Origin of the sequence: Prochlorococcus sp. MIT 0604 (genome assembly GCF_000757845.1) — a bacterium.
Classification (GTDB): Bacteria; Cyanobacteriota; Cyanobacteriia; order PCC-6307; family Cyanobiaceae; genus Prochlorococcus_A.
Genome location: NZ_CP007753.1, coordinates 1257389 through 1278459, shown reverse-complemented (window position 1 = coordinate 1278459; position 21071 = coordinate 1257389). Strand labels below are relative to the sequence as shown.

Sequence of the window (21071 nt, the reverse complement as noted above, 5' to 3'; positions counted from 1 at the left end):
TTTTATGAAACCTGCTTCAATATTTTTTTGGCTTCTTGGTTTCTTTTTAAATTTGTGAAACCTTTACGCCTTTTAGAAAATGCTTCCTTGCAATTTTCAACATTCCATCTAATAGGACTGTTTTCAAATGCACCAGAGAACCAATCTTCATTCTCTGCTAGGAAACCACCTTTAACATCTCTATATCGTCTAAGCGATTGTACCGATACACCAAGATAACGGGCTGCATCAGCAGTCTTGAGCAATAGCTCTACCATTTTGAAACACCTCCTGTGTTTTAAAGATTATTTCTTAGCTTTCTTTTCTTTTTCTATTTCAAGCTCACTAATGGCAGCTTTAATACTAGAAGGTAAACGAACTTCCCATGCTTTTGGCGCAGTACCATTAGCACGACAATTTATAACAAATTCGGCATTAGGAAGAATAGTTAAATCTTTCTTACCTTTAGGACTTCTAAACCTTCTATTATTAATTTTGACTGTCATAATGTCGCCTCAAGAAAATTAGAAAATACGACTTGTAAATCCTTAAAACTTACATTCAGGTGAGCCTGCACCCAATGAACAGGGACGTGCCTTAGCATTTAATTAAATAGATCTTAACACTTAATCAGGTGCCAGCAAGTGCATCATTTTTTAGAAATTAATTGAGCATTTACTGATTGGTTCGCAAGTAGCATTGCATTTTTATTTTCTTCCTCCTTTGACCAACCGCCGTAATAACGAAGGTGAGTTTGCAAGTCGTGACCCATCAGGGAGGCTAAAACTCTATAAGGTATTGCTGGCTTAACTTCCATGCTTCCCCTCCACGCAAAAGAATGTCTCATGCTGTAAACAACATAATCAGGATTATCAATTTTTAATTGTCTCCAATACCAATATCTATTTAATTTTTTTGCAAAAACTTCACCGATAATTTTATAACCATTTTCATCATTTGCTTTATCAACAGCTCTGTTAATAACTGTTGGGAATTTTAATTTTTTACTCTCTAATAAACTTACAATTCTTTGTCCTTCATTTGGTAAATTAGGCAAATTTAATGGCTCAACAATTCTTGTAGAAACATTAGGATTTTCCATATTTTTTGCATTTTGTTTTAGCGTTGTTACTTTCACAACTCCATCTTTTATTTCCATATGAGCTATCTCTGAAACCCTTATTCCATATACTGCTGATAGTATGCAGATTGCCCTCATACCATGCTCTTTATCACGTTCTAATGATTCCAACAGCAATTCTAAATCTTTCGTTGAAATGGGTGTTGTGCCCCTCTTCTTTTGACCTTTAGGAACTATACCAATATATTTACTTGCAGATTTTGTATTGATAGGAAACCATCTATCAGGCGCACCTTTTTCTTCAACAGCCCATTTTAAAAATGCTCTAATATCTCCAACATTTCTACGTCTTCCTTGACCACCTGATGGCATATTAATTAGATGTAAATCATAAAATCTTTTGAACAAAGTTTCGCTATCTCTTGGTATTGGTTTTTGTTTAAAACAATCTAAAAATCTATATAATCTCAACTCTAAATCTCTAGTAGTTGTATCTCTATGATTTTTCTTTTCTTCGTTTAAATAATCATTTTTTAATGCTTCCCATGTAGAAAAGTTATTATCTTTATTTTGCGAGATTGGTTCCATTCTTAACTCAACAGCTTTTTGCAGAGATAAGTTTTTTTGCGTCATTAAATCATTTAGAGCCTCCACCGCTGTTATAATTTTTGTTGTGTTTTTAGCGTTCCAAGCTAAGTTCACATTTGCCGCAGTCCTACCTTGATTATCTGGATATCGGAAAGTTACTTGGGTTAGTAATTTACCCTTGGATTCCCTCCCTCTAACTGACCAACCTGTGCCGCAAGTGTTTTTTATACTCTGGCGCAGATTTGATACCCATTTTGCTGTAGAAGCCATACTGTGTCTAAGTTCCCTTGGCGCATATTCTGGCGCAGAATTGGTTATTTAGCCACTATCAAGCACTATCAAGCACATCAGGGATTTAATTTGAAAATGCTAGGATTAATTGATATGACTGCTATTACAACGATCTGGGGCCATAGCTCAGCTGGTAGAGCACCTGCATGGCATGCAGGGGGTCAGCGGTTCGAGTCCGCTTGGCTCCATCAAGATTTTTAACTAGTTATATTAATTGGTTGGATTAATAATCTACAATAAAAGTTATGGATAATAAGGAATAAATATGGATGATTATGTGTTCTCTGCAATGAGTAATCTTTAAAAATTCAATTTTCTAAGAATTTATTAGCTGTCTGTTGTAAGGCTTTACATTTAAATATGTTACTTTATTTACTAAATAATAAAAACTCAATGGAGGAATTAACTATAAATTAGTCAAGATTTGATTTTATTGTAAAAAAATTTTTTATGAAAACGAATTACAATAGATTTGTAAATTTTTGCTTGGTTTCAATCGGTATATTTCTTATTTGTATCTCATTAAATAGTTTTCGGTTTAAAGGCTTAAATTTTCTAACAATAAGATCATATTTATTTACTTATATTCCTTTAATAATTGGTATTTTATCTATCTATTCAGTGACCTTAAAAAATTTATATAAAATAAATTTTTTTAATTTTCTAATAGGAATTGTTCTAGTTTTGATTTTGACCGAAATTAGACTATCTATTTATTCTCAGGAACCTTTTATAAATCTAAAGAATATTTCTTTAGAAAGTGTATATGATCATATACGTGCTGATTCGGGAATTAAAAAGTACTTATTTACAACTGGAGAAACTATAAAACAAAAATACAATACAAGTTTTTATCAATTATCAGGAAAATCTTTTTCTGAAATTCTTTTATGTAATGAAGCAGGTGAATTGGTATCTTATTTTTCAGATAGATATGGATTTAATAATCCAGATATAGTTTGGGATAATAAAAAACCTTCAATAGTTTTGCTTGGTGATTCTTTTGTTCATGGTCATTGTCAATCAAATGGAAATGCAATAGCAGATCTTATAAGGGCAAAAAATCCAGATTTGAATGTAATAAACTTAGCTTTGTCCGGAAATGGACCTTTATCTAACCTTGGGGTTTTATCAGAATATATTAATGACGATATCTTAATTAAAAAGATATATTATTTTCATTTAGAGGGAAATGATTTATCAAGAGATTTGCCTAGCGAACTTTCAAGAAAAGAATTACTAAATTATCTTGACGATAGAAATCAAGATCTTATTAGTAAACAAAAAGAAATTAATAAAAATATTATTAATTATACAAATTACGTTAGATCTCTAAATCTTATATCAAAAAATAATTTTTTTGATTTCTTAAATTTTACAAAATTAAAAAAATTATTAAGTCATAAGTTTGGTTTCAATAACTACGCTAAAGAAAACTTTGAAAAAGTAATTGTGAAATTAAATAACTATTGCGTAAAACGAAAATGTAAATTAACGTTTATTTCTATACCAACTTATAATTCTTTTATAGATAAAAAATATAATCTAGACGAAAGAAATTATCTAAAAAAGCTTTTGAATGATAATAATATTGAATTTATAAATCTTTATAGACTGTTTTCTAATAACAAAAATCCTTTAGAGAACTATTTCTTTATGGGATCTCATTTGTCAGATAAGGGAGCTAAAAATACTGTATCCTATATTGAAGATTAAATTTTAATTATTTACTGAAAAATGTTACCAAATATTTTGTTGAGACTCATTTCAATTTCTAATAGCTCAACTTCTACAGTTTAGTTGAATCTATAGGTTTGAGAAATTTATGCATAAAAAAGATATTAGTCTCTTTATATAATATTATATGCAGTAAATTCGATAATATATTTCAATCTATTTGAGATGATGTATTCACTATTTGACTTTCATAATGAAAAAAACTAAGGATATATTCGATTTACTTACTGATGCAAAAAAAAATAAACTAATTTCAAGCAATAGTGATTATTAATTTTCTAATATAAAAAATATAGTTTTTTAAATACTATTTTGAATTAAATTATATTAATTAATTTTATATTGTTTTCTGCAACCTATCCTGCGACCAACTTAGCTAAAACAGTTGCAAACACTAGTTATAGCTTACTTGAGTACCTACATGGCATGCAGGGGGTCAGCGGTTCGAGTCCGCTTGGCTCCATTTTTAAGACGGAAAATGTTTAATTATAGTTTTATCAATATCCGAAAATATAATATAAAAAACTATTTGCGTCGTATACTATAGAATAATTATTTAATTAAAATTTTTGTTATTTGTATCTTATAAACAAAATGAATTATAAAATTTTTAATGCTGATATTAAAAATATTCCCTGCATAATTGAAAATATAATTAATGATGGATTTGCTGTAATAAATAATATTTTTACAAAAAAATTAATTGATTTACTATTTCAAGAACTAATTAAAATTCCAGTTGAGTATTCCCAAATAGATCCATTAACAAGATTACCAATCAAAACATTACATCATTTTAATATGCATAATTTTGGTAATCATTTTAGAGATTTACCTATTAATAATTTTATTGATAATATAAACTCAAATTTGCTTAATGATAAATTTTATAAACTTCCTAATAATATAAAAAGTAATCACATAATCGGACAATATACAGCAAGATCTGCTCAAGAGGCGTTAAATATTCATACAGATGACAGAAATCCAATTAGTAATTCAAAAGAACCAACCTGGATACAATGGTTGATCCCATTACAAGAAACTAATATTAAAAATGGTTGTACTATTTTGAAACCTAGAACCCATAATATTACTGATTCAAAGATTATTGAAAATACAGAATTACTTCCAATTGAGCTTAAACCAGGACAAGCAGTCTGTTGGGACGGACGACTTTTACATGGGGCTTTAGAGAATCAAAATTCATCTACTAGATGGGCATTGATAATGACCTTTACCAGATGGTATATAAGACAAGAATTTAATATGTTAGCCTCGATGGATGAAAAAATGATAAGAAATTTGAGTGATAGAGAAAAATATTTGTATGGTGCTACTGTTTCGGAAAGGTGGTCTCCCAAAGAGGGTATGTCTGCCAAGGGTGATATAAATTATGCTAATAAAAAAATATCTCAATTCCTAAATATTAAAAATTAACAGTTTTTAAATTTAAACAAAATTTCTATTAAGGTCCATATTAGCTTTGGATTTAAATAACACTAATTATGATGTCAAAAATAATTTTTACTAAGAGAAATAGTGATCATGATGGATTAATTTTTTTCAATAGAGTTTTCTTGATTTATAAATGGGAAAAAATCGTAATTGGGATAATGATGGATTAGATCCATCCGAGGAATATTTTAGAAAGAAGAAAATTTCTCAAGAAACAAATTCATATCTTTTATTTTGCCAGTTTGATTTTATTTTAAATTTATATTTAATATTAATAATCTTTGTTAAATCACAATAATAAATAATATATGGTAGAAATAAATGTTGAAAAAATGGTGCTATATTGAAAATATATCAAAATAATGATGAAAAAAGAAATTGAAATATTGAATAAAAGCAACTTAAAATTTCATCTAGAAAATCTAAATAATAACGGCTTTACTATTTTAAAAAATAAAAATCTAATAGTTGAAAAAATTACAACAGATATGAAATTATTATTATATGGTTTAACAAAGAATACCGAATTTGAATTTGATCCAATCACTACAGATCTTCATGAAATTACTAAAAAGATAGGAATTAAAAAAAGATCATTAATTGGAAAGTTTTACGATACCGCTAGATCAATCCTTAGTACAATTGAAGTTGCATCTGATAATGAAATAAATTCAATTGCAAAAGGATATATGAATTCAGATAATCTGCTACTTCAAATTAATGATCAAATAATGAGAATAGATTTGCCAGGCGAATCTGAAAGATATCTTGGCGATTGTGATAATAAAGAAATTGCGATGCTTTTGCCTTGGCATCAAGATTATCCATATAATCAAGGTTCCCAAAAAAGTTTAACTATTTATGTACCTTTACAATCTGGAGATTTAAATTCAGGAGGTACTTTAGAAGTCGCCATCCAATCACATAAGGATGGTATGGTAGAACATAACTTTGATCAAGAAACTGCCACAATTGGAGAGAAAGAAATAAAGGGGATTTCTTATAAAGTACCCACAAATATTATTAATAATTTTAAAACAAAAGTCTTATATTTAGATTTCTCTGATATTTTAATTTTTGATATGGATTTAATTCATAGGTCAGTTCCTAATAATTCAGGCAAAGCAAGATTTAATCTTCAAGTTAGATTAAGTGATTTAAATGATGAAGAATTTTGCAAAAGATATTCAACTATAAAAACTAAATTTCATTTGAATTTAAATAAAAAAGAGCAGTCTTTTATTAAAGGTATATAAAAATAAAAATATTTCAAGAATTTTAAAATTTATTAAATTAATGATTTTTAAAGTGATTATTATTACTATTAATTTCAACAAAAAGTAGAAAAAAATTTACTTTTACAGAACTTATTTTTATTGATGAGTTTTTAAAAAATCAGAACTTGTAATTTATATACTTTCATCAAGGATGATTATTCATCATCTGATTATTTGGATTCTGTTCACCTTTCTAAAATTGGTCATAAAAAGTGGGCAAAATATATAAAGTTATGCCTAAATAAATAGAATATAATCATTAATTTGCTAAGTATCTTATTGAAACTTAATTTAATTTCTAGCTCCTTATTTTCTTAAGCTTCATTATTTCTATAGGCTTAAGAAATTCATCTAATATTTTTTTTTACTTTTAAAAATTTAAATTTATTTTTTATAAATAAGCCTATATTTGCCGTTATGATTACTGTCATTGGAGCTATAAATGGGAATTTAGAAAATAAGATTGGAATTGAAAATACAAATCCTAAAAATCCAAAAAGTAATAAATTTTTTCTGTCATTTTTATAATTAGTAAAACTATAAATAAATCTTAAATTTGAGATGGCATTTATAAATGCTATAGAGGCTAGTATTAAATATGTATACAAACCAAAATCAGCTCCCAATTTAAAATATAAAAATATAAGAGCAAAGGTTGAAATTACTATAGAAGCATTTGTAATTGATTTAATTTCAATGTTGTTGTTTTTTAGACTTTTACCAGTACGAAAAGATAAATTTAAATACTCTGATGAAATAAAAAAAATAGTTATTAAAATTCCAAATAATCTTACATATTCAGTAGTTTGAGTACTACAAACTCCTATGGAGCAGTATATTTTATCAGCATATTCCACGTATTTAGAGAAGAGGTATAGTATGGAAGGGTAAACTAAAAACTTTGGAAATATAAGAAATCTATTTTGGCTTTTTATATTGAAATTACTAAATAAGTTCCTAAAATTCAACTTCTCTGAAATGATTTTTTCCTTAATAAGAGATAAATATAAACTTCTTATTTGATAAGTTATGCAAATTAAATTTGCTATGGATAAGATGATTACTAAAAATTGGTTATCTATGAATATTATTGAAAAATATCTGAGAGATAACTGTAATGTATAAAGTTGGTTATTAATATAGGATGAGTTTGTGTAACCTAAATTTAAGTATATTACTCTTTCTAAAAGGCTAAGACCTCCTGAAATTGTAAAAAATGAAACTATATTAAATAAGGAATTTCTGAAGAAAATACTTAAGAAAAAAGTTAATGATACTAAGTAATATATATATATAATTTTATAAATTTTATCTATATTATTATTGTTGAAATAATCCTTAAAACCTTCTCCAAAAAAACCTAAAAAAGCAGAAAAAATGGCGCTAATAGCAAAAATACTTGACCCTCGTAAATAATCAATAGCTGGTATATTGACATTTACAGAAAATTTAATAAAAGCTAATAAAAAAGGAATTGTTAATTTAGGTATATATTTTAGACCCTTCATCAAATTGAGAACGAATTTATTCACTCTAACAAAATTGCTTCATACTAGTAATAAGAGCAAATATTAATTATTATTTTTTTGGAAAATTTTTAAATAGATCAGATTATTCTTTTAGGATTTGCAAATAATCAAATTTTTATATATTTCCCTCTGAGAGGCTACTGATATTAACAAGTTACTAAATCTAAAGGAGTGTACATTAATTGTTTTCTTCATCTTTAAATGGTATGCCTTAGATTTTTCTAATGAGCAAATCCAGTTAGGAAGATCTCTTAAAAGTTTTCCTTCTTGCCATTTTATTGCAGCTTCTTTTTTAATCCATAAATCAAGAGTTTTTTCATGACAACAATTCTCTTCTGAAAGACTTAAATATTCTTTCTCTTGTTTAGAAAAATATTTATTTGCTATGGCTTTGAAGGGAAATAATCTGTTTCTTTGCTCAATATCTACTCCTATTTTGTATCTTGACCAACCAATTAAAAGTGCATTTTCAGAATGACTTAGGCTCAAATAACCCATTTTTTTTGGTAAAAGAGGAGGTCTTCCTGGTAAAGCTTTGATAGGTATCTGTAAAGGTTCAATATTAAATAATGTTGATAATGAATTTCTTATATATCCTCTTGAATATTTAAATTGGTAAGCTCTTTTTTCAGGTAATCTTTTAGCTATCTGATGCTCTTTGGAAGAAATTGGTTTTAAGGATGAATTAAAATCAAATAACCAGAGTGCAATATCTATATTTTTTTCACTATTTTTTGATGGACAATTAATTGTTTCCACTAAAAAATTTAATTATTAAATTAATTTTATTTAGGTTTACAAATAAAAACATGTTTTCTTAATTTTCTCTAAATTTACTAAAGACTTTTAATTACGTATTTTTCTTTATAGTAGTTCCTGTTTATCTTTCCACTTTTTAGGAATTCTATGGAATCATTATTTATAATTAATTCTGTTGGTATATTTGTTGAAGAATTATCATTAATAATTTTTCTTATTAAAGAATAAATTTGATTTAATTCATTCTGATCCTGTTTATTTTCCTCACTAACAAATATTACTACTTTTAATTTAGCTTCCAGCATACTTGGTATTAACAATATATTTTCAACTGTTGTATTGGCTTTGATTTCAAATTCTAAGAAAATAGGATTTACAAAAGCCCCTGCAATTTTTAAAGAGCTATTTAGTCTTCCTTTACAAAAATATAGGTTTTCTATTAATTTAAATTGATCTCCAGTCTTATAGAAAACTTTTTTCTCAATTGTTTTAAATATAGATTCATTAGTTTGCCCTTCATAACCACTAAAAACAGATTTACAACAAACTAATAATTCAGAACTATCTGAAATTTTTAATTCAACATTTGGTAAATTCCCCCCTACTGGGAGAATGGTTGGGATTTGATTAACATCATAAAAACTCGCCAAATAATTTTTTATATTAAGTTTTAATATCCATGGGGCAACTTCAGTTGAACCGTATAAATTATAAAAAGATATTGGATTGAAAGAATTAATCTCAATAGCTAATTTCTTATCTAGTGGTTCACCGCAAGTTATGATGTGGCCTCCATTAACGAATTTTTTAAATTTATCTTTTACAAATTTTCTTAAAAGTCTAAAAACAGATGGTACTGAAATAAAAATATGATCATCAAAATTGTTTATGTTGGAAGAAAGTAACACTAAGGAATTTATTTTTGGCTTAGATTGAGTAGCTATGATCTGAGAATTATTTCTTGAAGAAAGACAAAATATAAACGGTAGTATTATGACAAAACTAGTGTCATGAACGCTTACTATATTTTTAAAAACAAGGGAATTTAAAAATCCAAAATATACATTGTTATAACAAGAATTAATCTGATCATAAGAAAGTGGAATCATTTTTGGGATTCCAGTACTACCAGAACTACAAAATATTGATTTTCCAATATACCGATTTTCGTAAAATTCTTTAGAAATACTATCAATATCAAAACTTGGGTGAGAAAAATATTGAAATTCCTCTATAAAAGGCGAGATAATTATTCCTTCATATTCTTTTTCCTTATAAATTAGTTCATACATTTCTTGATTTAAAACTATAACTAAAGGATTATCTATTAAATGGAAATTTTTATAAGTTGAAGCATTCAAAAAGTAAACTTCGTATTTACTAAAAATCAAAAAAACAGAAAGTATATAAGATTCAATAGATGAGTCACAAATTAAAACAATATTTTTTTGATTATGCTTTATTTTTCTATAAATACTGAAAAAGAAAAATTTAACATCTTTGCTTGAAAATTCTTTACTATTAATTGTAGAAAATAATTTTTTATTACCTTTTTCAACGCGTTCCTTGAAGTCTTCTCTAAGGTCTCTCATTTAGAATACTCCCTGTAATTGACCCAACTGAAATTATAAAATTATTCTTTTCGAGACTATCTATAGATATATTGATTTTAAATTCATCTTCAATTTGTGAAAGGAGGGAAATAATTACAATAGATTCAACCCCAATACTAGATAAATCAGTTTCATAAGATAATGTAGATAAATCAATATCTGGATTACTTTTAGATAAGTTTGTTTTTATGTAGTTGAGTAAAATTTCCTTAGAAATTTCCATTTGATGGCAGGTCTAATATGAAATTAGTATATCCTAAATCTTTTATGCAGTCGAAGAGATTTATTATTGGATAACTAAATTGATTTTTATATTTATTTTTTAGTTGAAAATATTTTTTCGGAAATTCACTATAAGTCATTTCTTTTAGCAATCTATCTTTTATATTTAATTCTTCAAGAATGTCATTTTTATTTTTAAGCATAACGTTCAATTTACAAGAGCTTAATTTTTCATAAATATATAGGAGACTTTCCTTAATAGAATTTAGACTTCTCTCATCTAAATTTTCATAAGGGACGAGATTAAGAGAGAGGTGCCATTTTGATGCATTTTTTGTATGAATTTTATTCTTGTTTAAACAAGTGATGTGATTATCCCAATGAACTTCATTTACAAAATTTGAAGTTATTGCAGAATAGCCATTTTCAAATAGATTGGATGCTTTCAATGGAATAGGAGACAAAAGTGTAGAGAAATAACTTTCATTAAACAATTTTTTTAAGTATTTAGACTTTTTTATTTCATTCATAAATAAATCTAATTTTTGTTGAAAAATTTCGCCTCTTTTAAAATGATCAAAATTTAAATATTCTGCATCACTTTTAAGCGCTCCTTGACTAAATCCAATTTGAATTCTTCCACAAGATAATCTATATATATCTTCTAATTGTTTAACCAATAGCTTAATTTCATAATGAGGAAGTGGTAATACGCAAAAACAGACATTTATCTTAGTCGTTCTAGCTAGCAAAGCTGAAGCAAAAATTAGACTTGATTGAATATCTTCTTTTTCATCAGTTAAATGTTCTCCAATATATACATGCGTATACCCTTTTTGCTCAGCCTCTACTAAAAAGTCAATGTAGTCATTATATGTTGATATTGATTCATCAACTTTTATTGGTATTACAAAAAGGCCAATTTGCTTCATTTAGTAACTTGTTGATGATGAAATAATATCAATATTAGATATTAAAGAGTAATAATCTCTCATTGCTTTATGATCAGAAGCTAATAAAAAAACTTCTCCAAAGAAATTTGAATAAATAATATTACCCATAAGCATATATTCTAAAGATTGATTAAAGAAAATTTCTTTATAGTTTTTATCTTTTCCAAACCATTTTTTATAAAGCGGTATCCTAGAAATTAATTTTTTATCATGATTTATTTTAGGAAATATATATTTTAGATCATTGAAATTATTAACTTTATGTATGTTCTTCAGTTGACTTATTTGATAATTCCAACCATCCAATCCTTGGCATAAATCTGTAAAAGGATAGGCTTTTATGGAAGATTCTTCTTGAATATTTATACAACTACTTTTTATCTTGCTAAGAAAATTAGTTTTTTTTTCTTTTAAGGCGGTAAGATTTTCTTCAGAAGCTTCGAAATCACCAACAAGAATTTCAAATTCTAAATTTAAGCCATTATTTATTAAATCATTGGATATTTCTTTTATCCTTTTGAAATTATCAATTGCTTTTTTTGCAACTAAACCAATTCCACTTCCTACTGATTGAAATGTATATCTGTATCTACCCTTATCTGTATATTCATATGAATAATCAGGACAAACTGGACCAACTATTTTAAGGTGATTCATTTTGTCGTTTTTTAAAGATAATTTATTTAAATTACCAATTGATAAATTATCATCTTCAATAATCCTAAATGAAAATATATCTAAAAGTAGTTTAAATTTTTCATTCTCGATAATTTTAGATTTACCTATTAATCCAGATCTAATAAAAGTAAGTATAAGACTAAGTTTATTATTATTTCTAATCATAAATTCAATTAAATGTATATCTGATGAAATATTAAATCTTTTTAAAGCGTCTGAAAGAAAATTTTTAAGCTCTAGGATTGACATTTTATGTAAGCAATTATTTTTAATGTAATAAAATTCCTTTGGACTAAGATAACTCCGCATCCATGAACTGAAGCAATCTGATTCAGAAAAAGCGGATTTCAGAATTGTTCTACTTATATATGGATTGATTTTATCCAATGTTAATTTACTATTCTTTTTCTTTTGTTTTTACCTACATAGTTAGATATGAAATTCACAAAAGATGTTCTAGTCCCTGATGTAACTTTCCCTACTTCATGTTCAGACTTACAAAAAGATATTGTAATTGAACCGTATTCAGGATATATAATTTGGGCATCTTTTATTTCCGAATCTTTTGATGGGTAAACTATAAATTCTCCTCCACTAAATTTACTTCCCAATTGAAGAACTGCGGCTATTTGATAATTAGGATTGCTATCTATGTCAAGATGGCGACCTACAAAAGATCCTTCACCAAGAAGATTAAATTGACTTCTTCTAATTATTTGAGGCTTATTTTTATCAAGAAATTTACCAAAGAATTTTTTTGCTTTCAAAGTTTGAAAAAGTTTTAAGATTGGTTTTGATAAAGATTCGTTTAATATTTTAGGATTAGTTTCGGGTTGATCTTCCATTAATCTCCCAACTTGGCAGTTATTTATTTCTCCCGCATCTCCAATAGTGATATCTTCCAAAGGGAATTTTTTTAAGGATTCTTCAATAAAATCAACTTCGTAGTTACTTAGGAAATGTTCTCCCAGTGGCAAGTAGATTGATTTAAAGTCTTTCATTAATGATTTCAAATTTATAAAGAATTCTTTTTAAAATACAATATAAAACATAAACAAAAAAATCACAAATCAATCTAATTTATTATTATTTCTAATCAACTTTAAATTTTTTTTATATTTGCAAAATCCTTTCCTAGAAATTCAATTGGTAATATCTTACAAGGGTTACCATGAACAAAACTGAAAGGCGGGATATCTTTTGTTATGCATGTTCCTGCTTGAATTACGGAACCCTTACCAATTATTTTATTGTTTATAATCGTAACAGCAGAACCTATTAAGCAAAAATCTTCAATTTTACAGCCACCATTAATAGTCACGGATCCGCCTAGTATAGAAAATTTTCCAATTTTTGAATCGTGACCTATATGACTATGACTCTGAATAAAACAAAATTCACCTATTTCAGAATTGGGTTCGATAGTTGTATATTCTCCAAAGTATGAACCTTTATAAATCTTGCAATAATTTGATAATTTAGCTGATTTTTGATAAATATTAGGAAATGTAGTATTTTCTTGGGTAAAACTTTCATAAACATTAAATCTTTTTATTGGTGTTGAACTTACTCCAATATATAATTTAGGATTATTCTCTTTATTTGAGATTAGTTGATGCCCCTCATCAAAAGAAATTACTTTAAGTAAAGTCGGTTCAAGATTCTTAATATTCTGTACCTTATAAATATCATCTTCAAGAACAAAAATTTTATTTGCAAATTCATTTGAATTGAAATGATTAATAATTAATTCTAGTAATACTGGAGAATTACCTAATAAGAAAATGTTAGATCTCATGAAAAATATCTTTCACTCTAATGATAATATTCATTTTTGTAGTTATCTATATAATTAAATAATTAGGATTAATTATTACTAATGGATTATAAATTTATTAAAGTTTTGCAATCAAAAGAACATGTTGAAGTATTATATACTCTTCTTTCAGAAAGGAAATATAATATAAGCCATATAGAAATGCCAAGCAAAAATGAACATAAAGAATTTGTTTTTTCAAAACCTTATAAGAATTGGTTTTTAGTTAAATGCGAAAAATCTTTTATTGGCACATTTTATATTCAAGATAATAATTCTATTTCAATAAATATTAAAGAAAAATTTTATGAAGATGGCATACCTAGAGTATTGAGTTTTATAAAATCAAATTTCGTACCTAATAAGCCAATTAAATCATTAATTCCAAAAGATTTTTATATTAATACGCCAAGTGGAGATATTAAATTACATAAGGTTTTAGCAAATATTGGTTATAAACATAATCAAATTTCTTATATTATTTAAGAGAAGTCCTTAAGCTCACTTAACTTTATATTAATATTAGCCTCTATTCTGTTAAATCTTAAAACTGGATTTTTAATCTCTAATTTGAATGAATTGTGTAAGATATTTGCTTTTGGATAATCTTCGGCATCGAGCATTCTAATAAAGTCATAAAGCTCTTTTAAAGTTGTAATTTCTTTTGGAATAAGACTATCTTCAGGAATTCTTCTTTTGAAATAAGTAATTTCTCCTCTTTGTTCAATCGGTTTAATTTCCTCTTCTATAATTGTCCTAATCATTTCAAAAATTATATCTGATGCCCTTATGAAAATCTCTTCTGCGATGCCCTCTAAAGATAAGTCTTTCTTTAGATATATTGGCCCTGAGTCTAAATCAGAATTCATTTTTAATGCTGAAATTTTTGTTGATTTAAATCCATTAGAAATTAGATTCTGGATAGGACTACCTCCTCTTCCGAAAGGTAAGTCTGTTTCATGAAAACATATACATTCATAGTTATTAATAATTTCACAAGGAACTTTAATGCTCCAATGCGGAAAAAATATATAACGTGGATTATATTTTTGAACATTTAATAAAGTTAAATCCTCTTGATCATTTATTAGATGCCATTTACCAGGAAGATTATTTTTTTCTTCTTTGAATTTCTCTATATTCCATTTTCTAATGGTTACTAATAAGTAAGATTGATCAAGATTTTCCATATTAATTTAATTATATATTTTACTTTAGGAAATAGTTTTTATATTTATAATTAAATATTTTACTAAGATCATAAAGAGTAGAAAAAATATTTAAAAACTATTTCAATGCTTCATATAATAAAGATCAAGTTTTCATAAAAGTTTAAATTTTAAAGCATATTGGACAAATAAACATATATTTTTAAGTTATATCTAAACTGAAATTAAAATAATTTTAAAGCTTATTATTCAAGAAATTTGCTTTAGAATACTAATTTTGTTTATATTAATTAAAATCGAGAAACTATAATGAAATTAATTATATTTATGAATTTTTAAACATTAAATATTTGTAGAAATTATGGATAAAAATAGGGTTCTTGTAGTTGTAGCGCATCCCGATGATGAAACAATTGGTATGGGAGGCACTATCAGAAAACATATTAATCAAGGAGATGATGTATTTGTTATTGCAATGACAGACGGGACTGGTTCAAGAGATTCATTTAATAAAGAAGATATTTTGAAGAGAGTAAATTCATCAAATATTGCAAGTGATTTGCTTGGATTTAAATGGCTTGAAAGATTTAACTTTAAAGATAATATGCTAGATAATGAACCATTATTGGAGATTATAAAATTAATTGAAAAATCTAAAAAGATGATACAACCTAATTTAGTTTATAGTCATTGTGGAGGTGATTTAAATATTGATCACAGGGTAGTAGTAAATGCAGTATTAACAGCATTTAGACCTCAGCCAAATGATTCTTGTTCGGAAATAAGATTATTTGAAATTTCTTCTGCTACAGATTTCGGTAATGAATTTATAACAGGAAAATTCTATCCAAATCTTTTTGTAGACATTTCAAATACATGGGATGATAAAGAAAAATCTTTACTAGCTTATGAAGAAGAATTAAGAGATTTTCCACATTCACGATCATTAGAGGGAATAAAAAATCTCGCTAACCTAAGGGGTAATCAAGTAGGCCTTAAAATGGCAGAAGCTTTCCAAATTATTAGAAAAATAAATTTTTAATTTTCTAAATGTTTTTGGTTTTTAAAGTAATTTTTTTTAGTATTTCTTCTAAACCAAATAATATTTACAGTTGTTAAAAATTGAAAATCTATTTCATGAAGACTTTAAAAATATAAAATTAAATAAGTTATCAATTCGTTTGAGAGATATAAATGAAATTACAAAAAAATTTAAAGAAACTTTATTTTAAACTTAGCCTTAGAAATTTGTTTGTAGTAAAGTATCTATAAAGGCTTTTTATAAGCTAAATTAATAATTGGAAAATTTATCATAAATGGTAAAAGAAATAAATATTAATGGCAGAAAGATTGGGTTAAATTATCCTCCATATATTATTGCTGAAATGTCTGCGAATCATAATGGTTCTATAGAAAGAGCATTAGAAACTATTAAGGAAGCATCTGAATGTGGGGTGGATGCAATAAAAATGCAAACTTATACAGCAGATACTATGACCATCAACTGTGATAATGAGGAGTTTCTAATTAAAGGAGGATTATGGGATGGATTTAAACTATATGATTTATACAAATTAGCTGAAACTCCCTATGAGTGGCATCAAAAGTTATTTTCATATGCCAACGAATTAGGAGTCACTTTATTCTCTACTCCATTTGATGAAACTGCAGTTGATCTACTTGAAGAACTGAATACACCTGCCTATAAAGTTGCATCTTTTGAATTAGTAGATATACCTTTAATAAAATATATTGCTAGTAAACAAAAACCAGTAATCATATCAACAGGAATGTCTTCAGAAAAAGAGATTAATGAAGCTCTAGATGCTATGCGTCAAGAAAATAATGATCAAATAATTCTTCTACATTGTATCAGCAGTTATCCTGCTCCTGTTGAGAAATCAAATTTAAATTTAATAAAAAGTATTTCTCGTAATTTTAATGTAATAAGTGGACTTTCTGATCATACTCTTGGAACAACTATTTCAGTTGCTGCAACAGCCATAGGAGCCTCAGTTATAGAAAAACACTTTACTATTGATTCTTCAGATAAAGGACCTGATAGTGATTTTTCTATAGAACCTAGCGAACTTCGTAAGCTTTGTGAAAATACCTATAAAACTTGGCTTTCCCTTGGTAAGGAAGGCTTTGATAGAGATATTGTTGAGTCTCAAAGTAAATCATTTAGAAGATCAATATATTTTGTTAAAAATAAAAAGGCTGGTGAAATTGTTACAAAAGATGATATTAGAAGAATAAGACCGGGTAATGGTTTGGCTCCAAAATTTGAAAGAGATATTATTGGTAAAATTCTTAAAAAGGATATAAAAGTTGGGGATCCAACTAGTTGGGATGTGTTTATTTAAATTGAAATTTAGAAAAACAAATTTATTAAAGTAGTAAGGTTTATGCATATAAATATGTCAGAAAGAAATAATTGAAAAGTAAATAGAAATTCCTATATGGATCGTATAAACGTTAAAACCCTCTCGAATAATATTTGTTTAAATCACGAAATTTAAACTTTGTAGTAAACTTATAAATTTTCTCACTATTTAATTAAAAAAATATCTGAATATCATTTAAAAAAATTGTCAAGATGTACATTAAAAATTTCTGGGAAATTAAATATATTCAATTTTTTTTATATTTTAGTTAAATAAAAAATCATATATAACTAAAGTGAGATTTTTCAATTAAATTTTTTAATTCCTTCCATTCTTGAGAATATAAACCAAAGCCACGATTTAATTCTTCTGTGAGCATTATTTTAAGTTTTCCATTACTTAGAGATTCTAAATATTTAAGATCTGAAGTTAGCAATAAAGGAAGAAAAATATCTTGCCAATAATAGAAAATTTTATTTAAATTATTATCTGATGGTATTAGCTTATATTTCTGAAACTCATTCTTTATTTTTTCATAAGTATTTCTTTCATTTTGCAAGTCATGCTTTAAAGCTACAACAATTACATATGTTCCTTTCTTTTGGTTCTCTTTGGGAATATAGTGAGAAATTTCATGAACATATTTTATTAACAAATTATCTTCAAAAATTACTTGTACGAAGGATTTTAATTTTTTCATATCATTTTCATTTTTTGGACTAAATACAATATGTAAGGATGGTCTTCTAAATTTTTTTTTATTTATATTGATTTTTTGTTTATCGATAAAGAAATCTTTGATAGGTAAAAAACCATGTGAAATTATTATTTCTTTAGTTAGAAATGTTTCTTTACATGTTTTTACTTTTGAAAGATTATTTTTTGATATGTAGATTTTTTCAATTGATGTTTTTAACTTTATTTTTAAATTAATTAATTTTGATAATTGCAACATTCTAATAATTATTGTTTTACTTCCATTTCTTGGATATTTTGATTTTGAAAAAGATTTTGGTCTAAAAATATTAGAAATGACATTTTTAAATATAAATTTATCTTTTTTAAATTCGGAAATTAAAGAATTACAAATTTCTCCAAATAAATTGTTTGGCAAAAGAATATGGTTATTAAGTAATTCTTGAGCATAAAATTTTCTTGGAGTTCTAATTAAACTAATTTTTAAAATTTTATTTAAAAAATTATATCCATTTTTATTTGGGATTAAATAGTGAACTGCATTTTCTAAATTATTCATTCCATCAATATTTATTAATTTCCAAGCACCACCAATAGTATCGGATTTATCTATTAATAAAACTTTGTTTCCTTTACAAGTTTCATTGATAGCATCAAAAAACAATATGGGACCAGTCCCCACGTAAATTTTATCAAAATATTTTGTTTTATTCTGAGTATTCATAATCATCTCAAAATATTTTATTTTTTATACCATATAAAAATCCAAGTCGGCAATAATCCAAATCCCCATACTTCTTGGAAAATTTTTAAATGAATTATTTTTTCTTTTTGAGCTTGTTCAAAAGCAAGCATTATGTTTTCAGTATAGTTATTTAATTTTATATATTTATAAGCCAATGCGGCATAAATCTTATCCTCTAATTTATCTAATAAATCACTACAAGGCTCTATGTGTATTCCACCATTAATACCATCTTGAATAAATTGCTTTATATTATTTAAATTGAAATCTTTCCAATAATGTAAATTATAAGAAGTAAAGATTATTGAATTCTTATCAACAAATTCTCCAATGCTTGGATTGATTAGGAAGTTCTGTATTTTTGTTTCAACAATCAAATTTTCTCTTTTTGCTAACTCTTTACAACAAAACAAACCATTCTTTGAAATATCTAAAGCTTTAAATTTGAATTTATTTCTATTGTTGTTCAAATTAGCTAATGAAATTATCTTTGATCCATACCCAGTTCCTAATTCTATTATGGTGTTTATTTTAATTTTTTTTGATAAATATTTTAATCCCATACTTAATTCATAAATATTCTTTTCTCTTACCCAATGTTGCTCTACAAATAAATGTTCCCCATTATAAAAAACATAATTTTTTGAACTTAATTCTCTTTTTGCTCTTATATTTTCTACATGTTCAAGTTTAATAGATTTATTATCTTTAATTAGGTCATAAATTTCTTTAAAAATACAAGTATCAAATTCGTGGATTAATGATTCTGTAGTTTTTTTGTATTTTATTTTTAAAGGGCTATTGATAAATTCAAAAATGTTAAAATTAAGAGATTCTAACCCTTTATTTAAATTTGTAACTTCAAATATAAACTTATCTTCTATGTCTCCCATAAATTTTTTTAATTACATTAAAATTTGATTTAATAGATCTAAAAGATGAATAAATAATACTCTCTTATAATAATAAACAAAAAAAATATATTTATAGTTTTAATATTAACTTAATTGGAACCTCCTTTAAGGTAAATTAATAAATTAAAATGTTTAAGCTAAAGACATAATCAAATGAAAAAAGAAAATGAGATTTCACTATTAATAACTGGAGGTACAGGAAGTTTTGGTAATGCTTTTATTTCTTACCTTTTTAGAAATATGCCTGATATTAAAAGAGTAGTTATTTATAGCAGAGATGAGATGAAACAATGGGCTATGCAAAGTATTTACCCTCCAGATAAATATCCGCAATTAAGATTTTTCTTAGGTGATATAAGAGATAAAGAGAGATTAAGGATGGCATTAAATGGAATTAATACTGTTGTGCACGCAGCCGCTTTAAAACATGTTCCTGCTGGAGAATATAATCCTTCGGAATTTATAAATACAAATGTGGGCGGTGCCCAAAACCTTGTAAGGGCTTGTTTAGATACAGATGTTGAAAATTTTGTTGCTTTAAGCACTGACAAAGCAGCCTCACCTATAAATCTTTATGGTGCAACCAAATTATGCTCTGATAAACTTTTTATTGCTGCAAATAATATTAGGGGGGGGAAAAATATCAAATTCTCAATAGTAAGATACGGCAATGTAATGGGTTCTAGGGGTTCTGTAATACCATTATTCATTGAGAGGGCAAAATCAGGTAAATTGCCAATTACAGATCCAGATATGACGAGATTTAATATTACCCTAGAACAGGGTATTGAAATGGTTTATTGGGCATTGAATAATGCACTAGGAGGAGAAATATTTGTACCAAAATTACCTAGTTATAGAATATTAGATTTAGCTGAAGCTATTGGACCAAATTGTCAAAAAGAAATAATAGGGCTAAGAGCCGGTGAAAAAATTCATGAGGAGTTAATAACACAAGCTGATGGACCTAATACTATTGAGATAGGCGATTACTACGTTATTTTCCCCTCAGATAGCAAAATGAAAAAAATATATTTGGAAATGGATGAAAAATATAAAACATTGCCTAAAAATTTTAGGTATGATTCCTTTAATAACGATAATTTCCTAACCGTTGATGAGATTAGAGATTTAATTAAAGTCAACATTAGTAAAGATTTTAATCCTGTTTAAGAAGAA

The 21071-nt window shown here is 26.2% G+C and carries 21 protein-coding genes and 2 tRNA genes; 9 read left to right on the top strand and 14 right to left on the bottom strand.

What is annotated here, in order from left to right; translation table 11 throughout:
- Window positions 1-2 precede the first annotated feature (2 nt).
- The 3 genes from EW14_RS07120 to EW14_RS07110 all read right to left on the bottom strand — a co-directional run bounded on the left by EW14_RS07120 (window position 3) and on the right by EW14_RS07110 (window position 1918).
- The gene (locus EW14_RS07120; RefSeq protein WP_071840806.1) at window positions 3-257 is read right to left on the bottom strand and encodes a hypothetical protein; all 255 of its coding nucleotides are present in this window, start codon (window positions 255-257) and stop codon (window positions 3-5) included.
- Window positions 258-284: 27 nt separating this feature from the next.
- On the bottom strand, window positions 285-485 hold the full coding sequence (locus EW14_RS07115) for a hypothetical protein (RefSeq protein ID WP_042850801.1): 201 nt from the start codon (window positions 483-485) through the stop codon (window positions 285-287).
- Window positions 486-628: 143 nt separating this feature from the next.
- Window positions 629-1918: a hypothetical protein gene (locus tag EW14_RS07110; protein WP_042850800.1), complete on the bottom strand. Its 1290-nt coding sequence runs from the start codon at window positions 1916-1918 to the stop codon at window positions 629-631.
- 136 nt (window positions 1919-2054) lie between these two features.
- Between EW14_RS07110 and EW14_RS07105 the strand changes: the two genes are divergently transcribed.
- From EW14_RS07105 to EW14_RS07085, 5 genes are all read left to right on the top strand, one after another.
- A tRNA-Ala gene (locus EW14_RS07105) sits at window positions 2055-2127 on the top strand.
- A gap of 502 nt (window positions 2128-2629) precedes the next feature.
- On the top strand, window positions 2630-3655 hold the full coding sequence (locus EW14_RS07100; RefSeq protein WP_156095680.1) for a hypothetical protein: 1026 nt from the start codon (window positions 2630-2632) through the stop codon (window positions 3653-3655).
- 421 nt (window positions 3656-4076) lie between these two features.
- Window positions 4077-4139, top strand: a tRNA-Ala gene (locus EW14_RS07095).
- A 131-nt stretch (window positions 4140-4270) separates the two neighbouring features.
- Entirely contained in the window at window positions 4271-5116 is an 846-nt protein-coding gene (locus EW14_RS07090) for a phytanoyl-CoA dioxygenase family protein (protein ID WP_042850798.1), read from the top strand.
- A gap of 380 nt (window positions 5117-5496) precedes the next feature.
- Entirely contained in the window at window positions 5497-6390 is an 894-nt protein-coding gene (locus EW14_RS07085; RefSeq protein ID WP_042850797.1) for a hypothetical protein, read from the top strand.
- Between the two features lie 368 nt (window positions 6391-6758).
- Here the strand turns inward: EW14_RS07085 and EW14_RS07080 are convergent, their stop codons facing one another.
- The 8 genes from EW14_RS07080 to EW14_RS09765 all read right to left on the bottom strand — a co-directional run bounded on the left by EW14_RS07080 (window position 6759) and on the right by EW14_RS09765 (window position 13963).
- The gene (locus EW14_RS07080; RefSeq protein WP_156095679.1) at window positions 6759-7943 is read right to left on the bottom strand and encodes a hypothetical protein; all 1185 of its coding nucleotides are present in this window, start codon (window positions 7941-7943) and stop codon (window positions 6759-6761) included.
- A gap of 87 nt (window positions 7944-8030) precedes the next feature.
- Complete coding sequence (locus EW14_RS07075; protein ID WP_052044749.1) at window positions 8031-8699, bottom strand: 4'-phosphopantetheinyl transferase superfamily protein; 669 nt, start codon at window positions 8697-8699, stop codon at window positions 8031-8033.
- Window positions 8700-8776: 77 nt separating this feature from the next.
- Window positions 8777-10291 (bottom strand): AMP-binding protein, encoded by a 1515-nt coding sequence (locus tag EW14_RS07070; RefSeq protein WP_042850795.1) that lies wholly within the window; start codon window positions 10289-10291, stop codon window positions 8777-8779.
- Window positions 10278-10535: an acyl carrier protein gene (locus tag EW14_RS07065; protein WP_042850794.1), complete on the bottom strand. Its 258-nt coding sequence runs from the start codon at window positions 10533-10535 to the stop codon at window positions 10278-10280. The genes EW14_RS07070 and EW14_RS07065 overlap by 14 nt, the downstream gene beginning before the upstream one ends.
- A complete protein-coding gene (locus tag EW14_RS07060; protein ID WP_042850793.1) occupies window positions 10522-11466 on the bottom strand; it encodes an LLM class flavin-dependent oxidoreductase in 945 nt (314 codons plus the stop codon). The genes EW14_RS07065 and EW14_RS07060 overlap by 14 nt, the downstream gene beginning before the upstream one ends.
- Entirely contained in the window at window positions 11467-12552 is a 1086-nt protein-coding gene (locus EW14_RS07055) for a hypothetical protein (RefSeq protein ID WP_156095678.1), read from the bottom strand.
- A 2-nt stretch (window positions 12553-12554) separates the two neighbouring features.
- Window positions 12555-13166 (bottom strand): 2OG-Fe(II) oxygenase, encoded by a 612-nt coding sequence (locus EW14_RS07050; protein WP_052044748.1) that lies wholly within the window; start codon window positions 13164-13166, stop codon window positions 12555-12557.
- A 101-nt stretch (window positions 13167-13267) separates the two neighbouring features.
- A complete protein-coding gene (locus EW14_RS09765; protein ID WP_052044747.1) occupies window positions 13268-13963 on the bottom strand; it encodes a hypothetical protein in 696 nt (231 codons plus the stop codon).
- A gap of 81 nt (window positions 13964-14044) precedes the next feature.
- On the opposite strand from EW14_RS09765, the gene EW14_RS09760 reads away from it, so the two are divergent.
- Window positions 14045-14467: a hypothetical protein gene (locus tag EW14_RS09760; protein ID WP_052044746.1), complete on the top strand. Its 423-nt coding sequence runs from the start codon at window positions 14045-14047 to the stop codon at window positions 14465-14467.
- On the opposite strand, the gene EW14_RS07035 is transcribed toward EW14_RS09760, so the two are convergent.
- Window positions 14464-15171 carry a hypothetical protein gene (locus EW14_RS07035; protein WP_042850791.1) on the bottom strand — a complete coding sequence of 236 codons (708 nt, stop codon included), beginning with the start codon at window positions 15169-15171 and terminating at the stop codon, window positions 14464-14466. The two genes, EW14_RS09760 and EW14_RS07035, sit on opposite strands and share 4 nt — an antisense overlap.
- Window positions 15172-15511: 340 nt before the next feature.
- Here EW14_RS07035 and EW14_RS07030 point away from each other — a divergent pair, with 340 nt between their 5' ends.
- Window positions 15512-16192, top strand: a complete 681-nt coding sequence (locus EW14_RS07030) for a PIG-L deacetylase family protein (protein ID WP_042850789.1) — start codon at window positions 15512-15514, stop codon at window positions 16190-16192.
- A 274-nt stretch (window positions 16193-16466) separates the two neighbouring features.
- Entirely contained in the window at window positions 16467-17516 is a 1050-nt protein-coding gene (pseI, locus tag EW14_RS07025; RefSeq protein ID WP_042850788.1) for a pseudaminic acid synthase, read from the top strand.
- Between the two features lie 301 nt (window positions 17517-17817).
- Here the strand turns inward: pseI and EW14_RS07020 are convergent, their stop codons facing one another.
- Complete coding sequence (locus EW14_RS07020; protein ID WP_042850787.1) at window positions 17818-18957, bottom strand: hypothetical protein; 1140 nt, start codon at window positions 18955-18957, stop codon at window positions 17818-17820.
- Window positions 18958-18974: 17 nt separating this feature from the next.
- The gene (locus EW14_RS07015) at window positions 18975-19871 is read right to left on the bottom strand and encodes a class I SAM-dependent methyltransferase (protein ID WP_042850785.1); all 897 of its coding nucleotides are present in this window, start codon (window positions 19869-19871) and stop codon (window positions 18975-18977) included.
- 174 nt (window positions 19872-20045) lie between these two features.
- Here EW14_RS07015 and pseB point away from each other — a divergent pair, with 174 nt between their 5' ends.
- Window positions 20046-21065: a UDP-N-acetylglucosamine 4,6-dehydratase (inverting) gene (gene pseB, locus EW14_RS07010; RefSeq protein ID WP_042850784.1), complete on the top strand. Its 1020-nt coding sequence runs from the start codon at window positions 20046-20048 to the stop codon at window positions 21063-21065.
- Window positions 21066-21071: the final 6 nt, after the last annotated feature.

Bases quoted from the DNA above. Each gene is read 5' to 3' on its own strand.
- EW14_RS07060 (WP_042850793.1), bottom strand. From the start codon at position 11,466: ATGAAGCAAATTGGCCTTTTTGTAATACCAATAAAAGTTGATGAATCA.
- EW14_RS09760 (WP_052044746.1), top strand. From the start codon at position 14,045: ATGGATTATAAATTTATTAAAGTTTTGCAATCAAAAGAACATGTTGAA.
- EW14_RS07065 (WP_042850794.1), bottom strand. From the start codon at position 10,535: ATGGAAATTTCTAAGGAAATTTTACTCAACTACATAAAAACAAACTTA.
- EW14_RS07120 (WP_071840806.1), bottom strand. From the start codon at position 257: ATGGTAGAGCTATTGCTCAAGACTGCTGATGCAGCCCGTTATCTTGGT.
- EW14_RS09765 (WP_052044747.1), bottom strand. From the start codon at position 13,963: ATGAGATCTAACATTTTCTTATTAGGTAATTCTCCAGTATTACTAGAA.
- EW14_RS07110 (WP_042850800.1), bottom strand. From the start codon at position 1,918: ATGGCTTCTACAGCAAAATGGGTATCAAATCTGCGCCAGAGTATAAAA.
- EW14_RS07050 (WP_052044748.1), bottom strand. From the start codon at position 13,166: ATGAAAGACTTTAAATCAATCTACTTGCCACTGGGAGAACATTTCCTA.
- pseB (WP_042850784.1), top strand. From the start codon at position 20,046: ATGAAAAAAGAAAATGAGATTTCACTATTAATAACTGGAGGTACAGGA.
- EW14_RS07090 (WP_042850798.1), top strand. From the start codon at position 4,271: ATGAATTATAAAATTTTTAATGCTGATATTAAAAATATTCCCTGCATA.
- EW14_RS07015 (WP_042850785.1), bottom strand. From the start codon at position 19,871: ATGGGAGACATAGAAGATAAGTTTATATTTGAAGTTACAAATTTAAAT.
- EW14_RS07020 (WP_042850787.1), bottom strand. From the start codon at position 18,957: ATGAATACTCAGAATAAAACAAAATATTTTGATAAAATTTACGTGGGG.
- EW14_RS07085 (WP_042850797.1), top strand. From the start codon at position 5,497: ATGATGAAAAAAGAAATTGAAATATTGAATAAAAGCAACTTAAAATTT.
- EW14_RS07115 (WP_042850801.1), bottom strand. From the start codon at position 485: ATGACAGTCAAAATTAATAATAGAAGGTTTAGAAGTCCTAAAGGTAAG.
- EW14_RS07030 (WP_042850789.1), top strand. From the start codon at position 15,512: ATGGATAAAAATAGGGTTCTTGTAGTTGTAGCGCATCCCGATGATGAA.
- EW14_RS07035 (WP_042850791.1), bottom strand. From the start codon at position 15,171: ATGGAAAATCTTGATCAATCTTACTTATTAGTAACCATTAGAAAATGG.
- EW14_RS07070 (WP_042850795.1), bottom strand. From the start codon at position 10,291: ATGAGAGACCTTAGAGAAGACTTCAAGGAACGCGTTGAAAAAGGTAAT.
- pseI (WP_042850788.1), top strand. From the start codon at position 16,467: ATGGTAAAAGAAATAAATATTAATGGCAGAAAGATTGGGTTAAATTAT.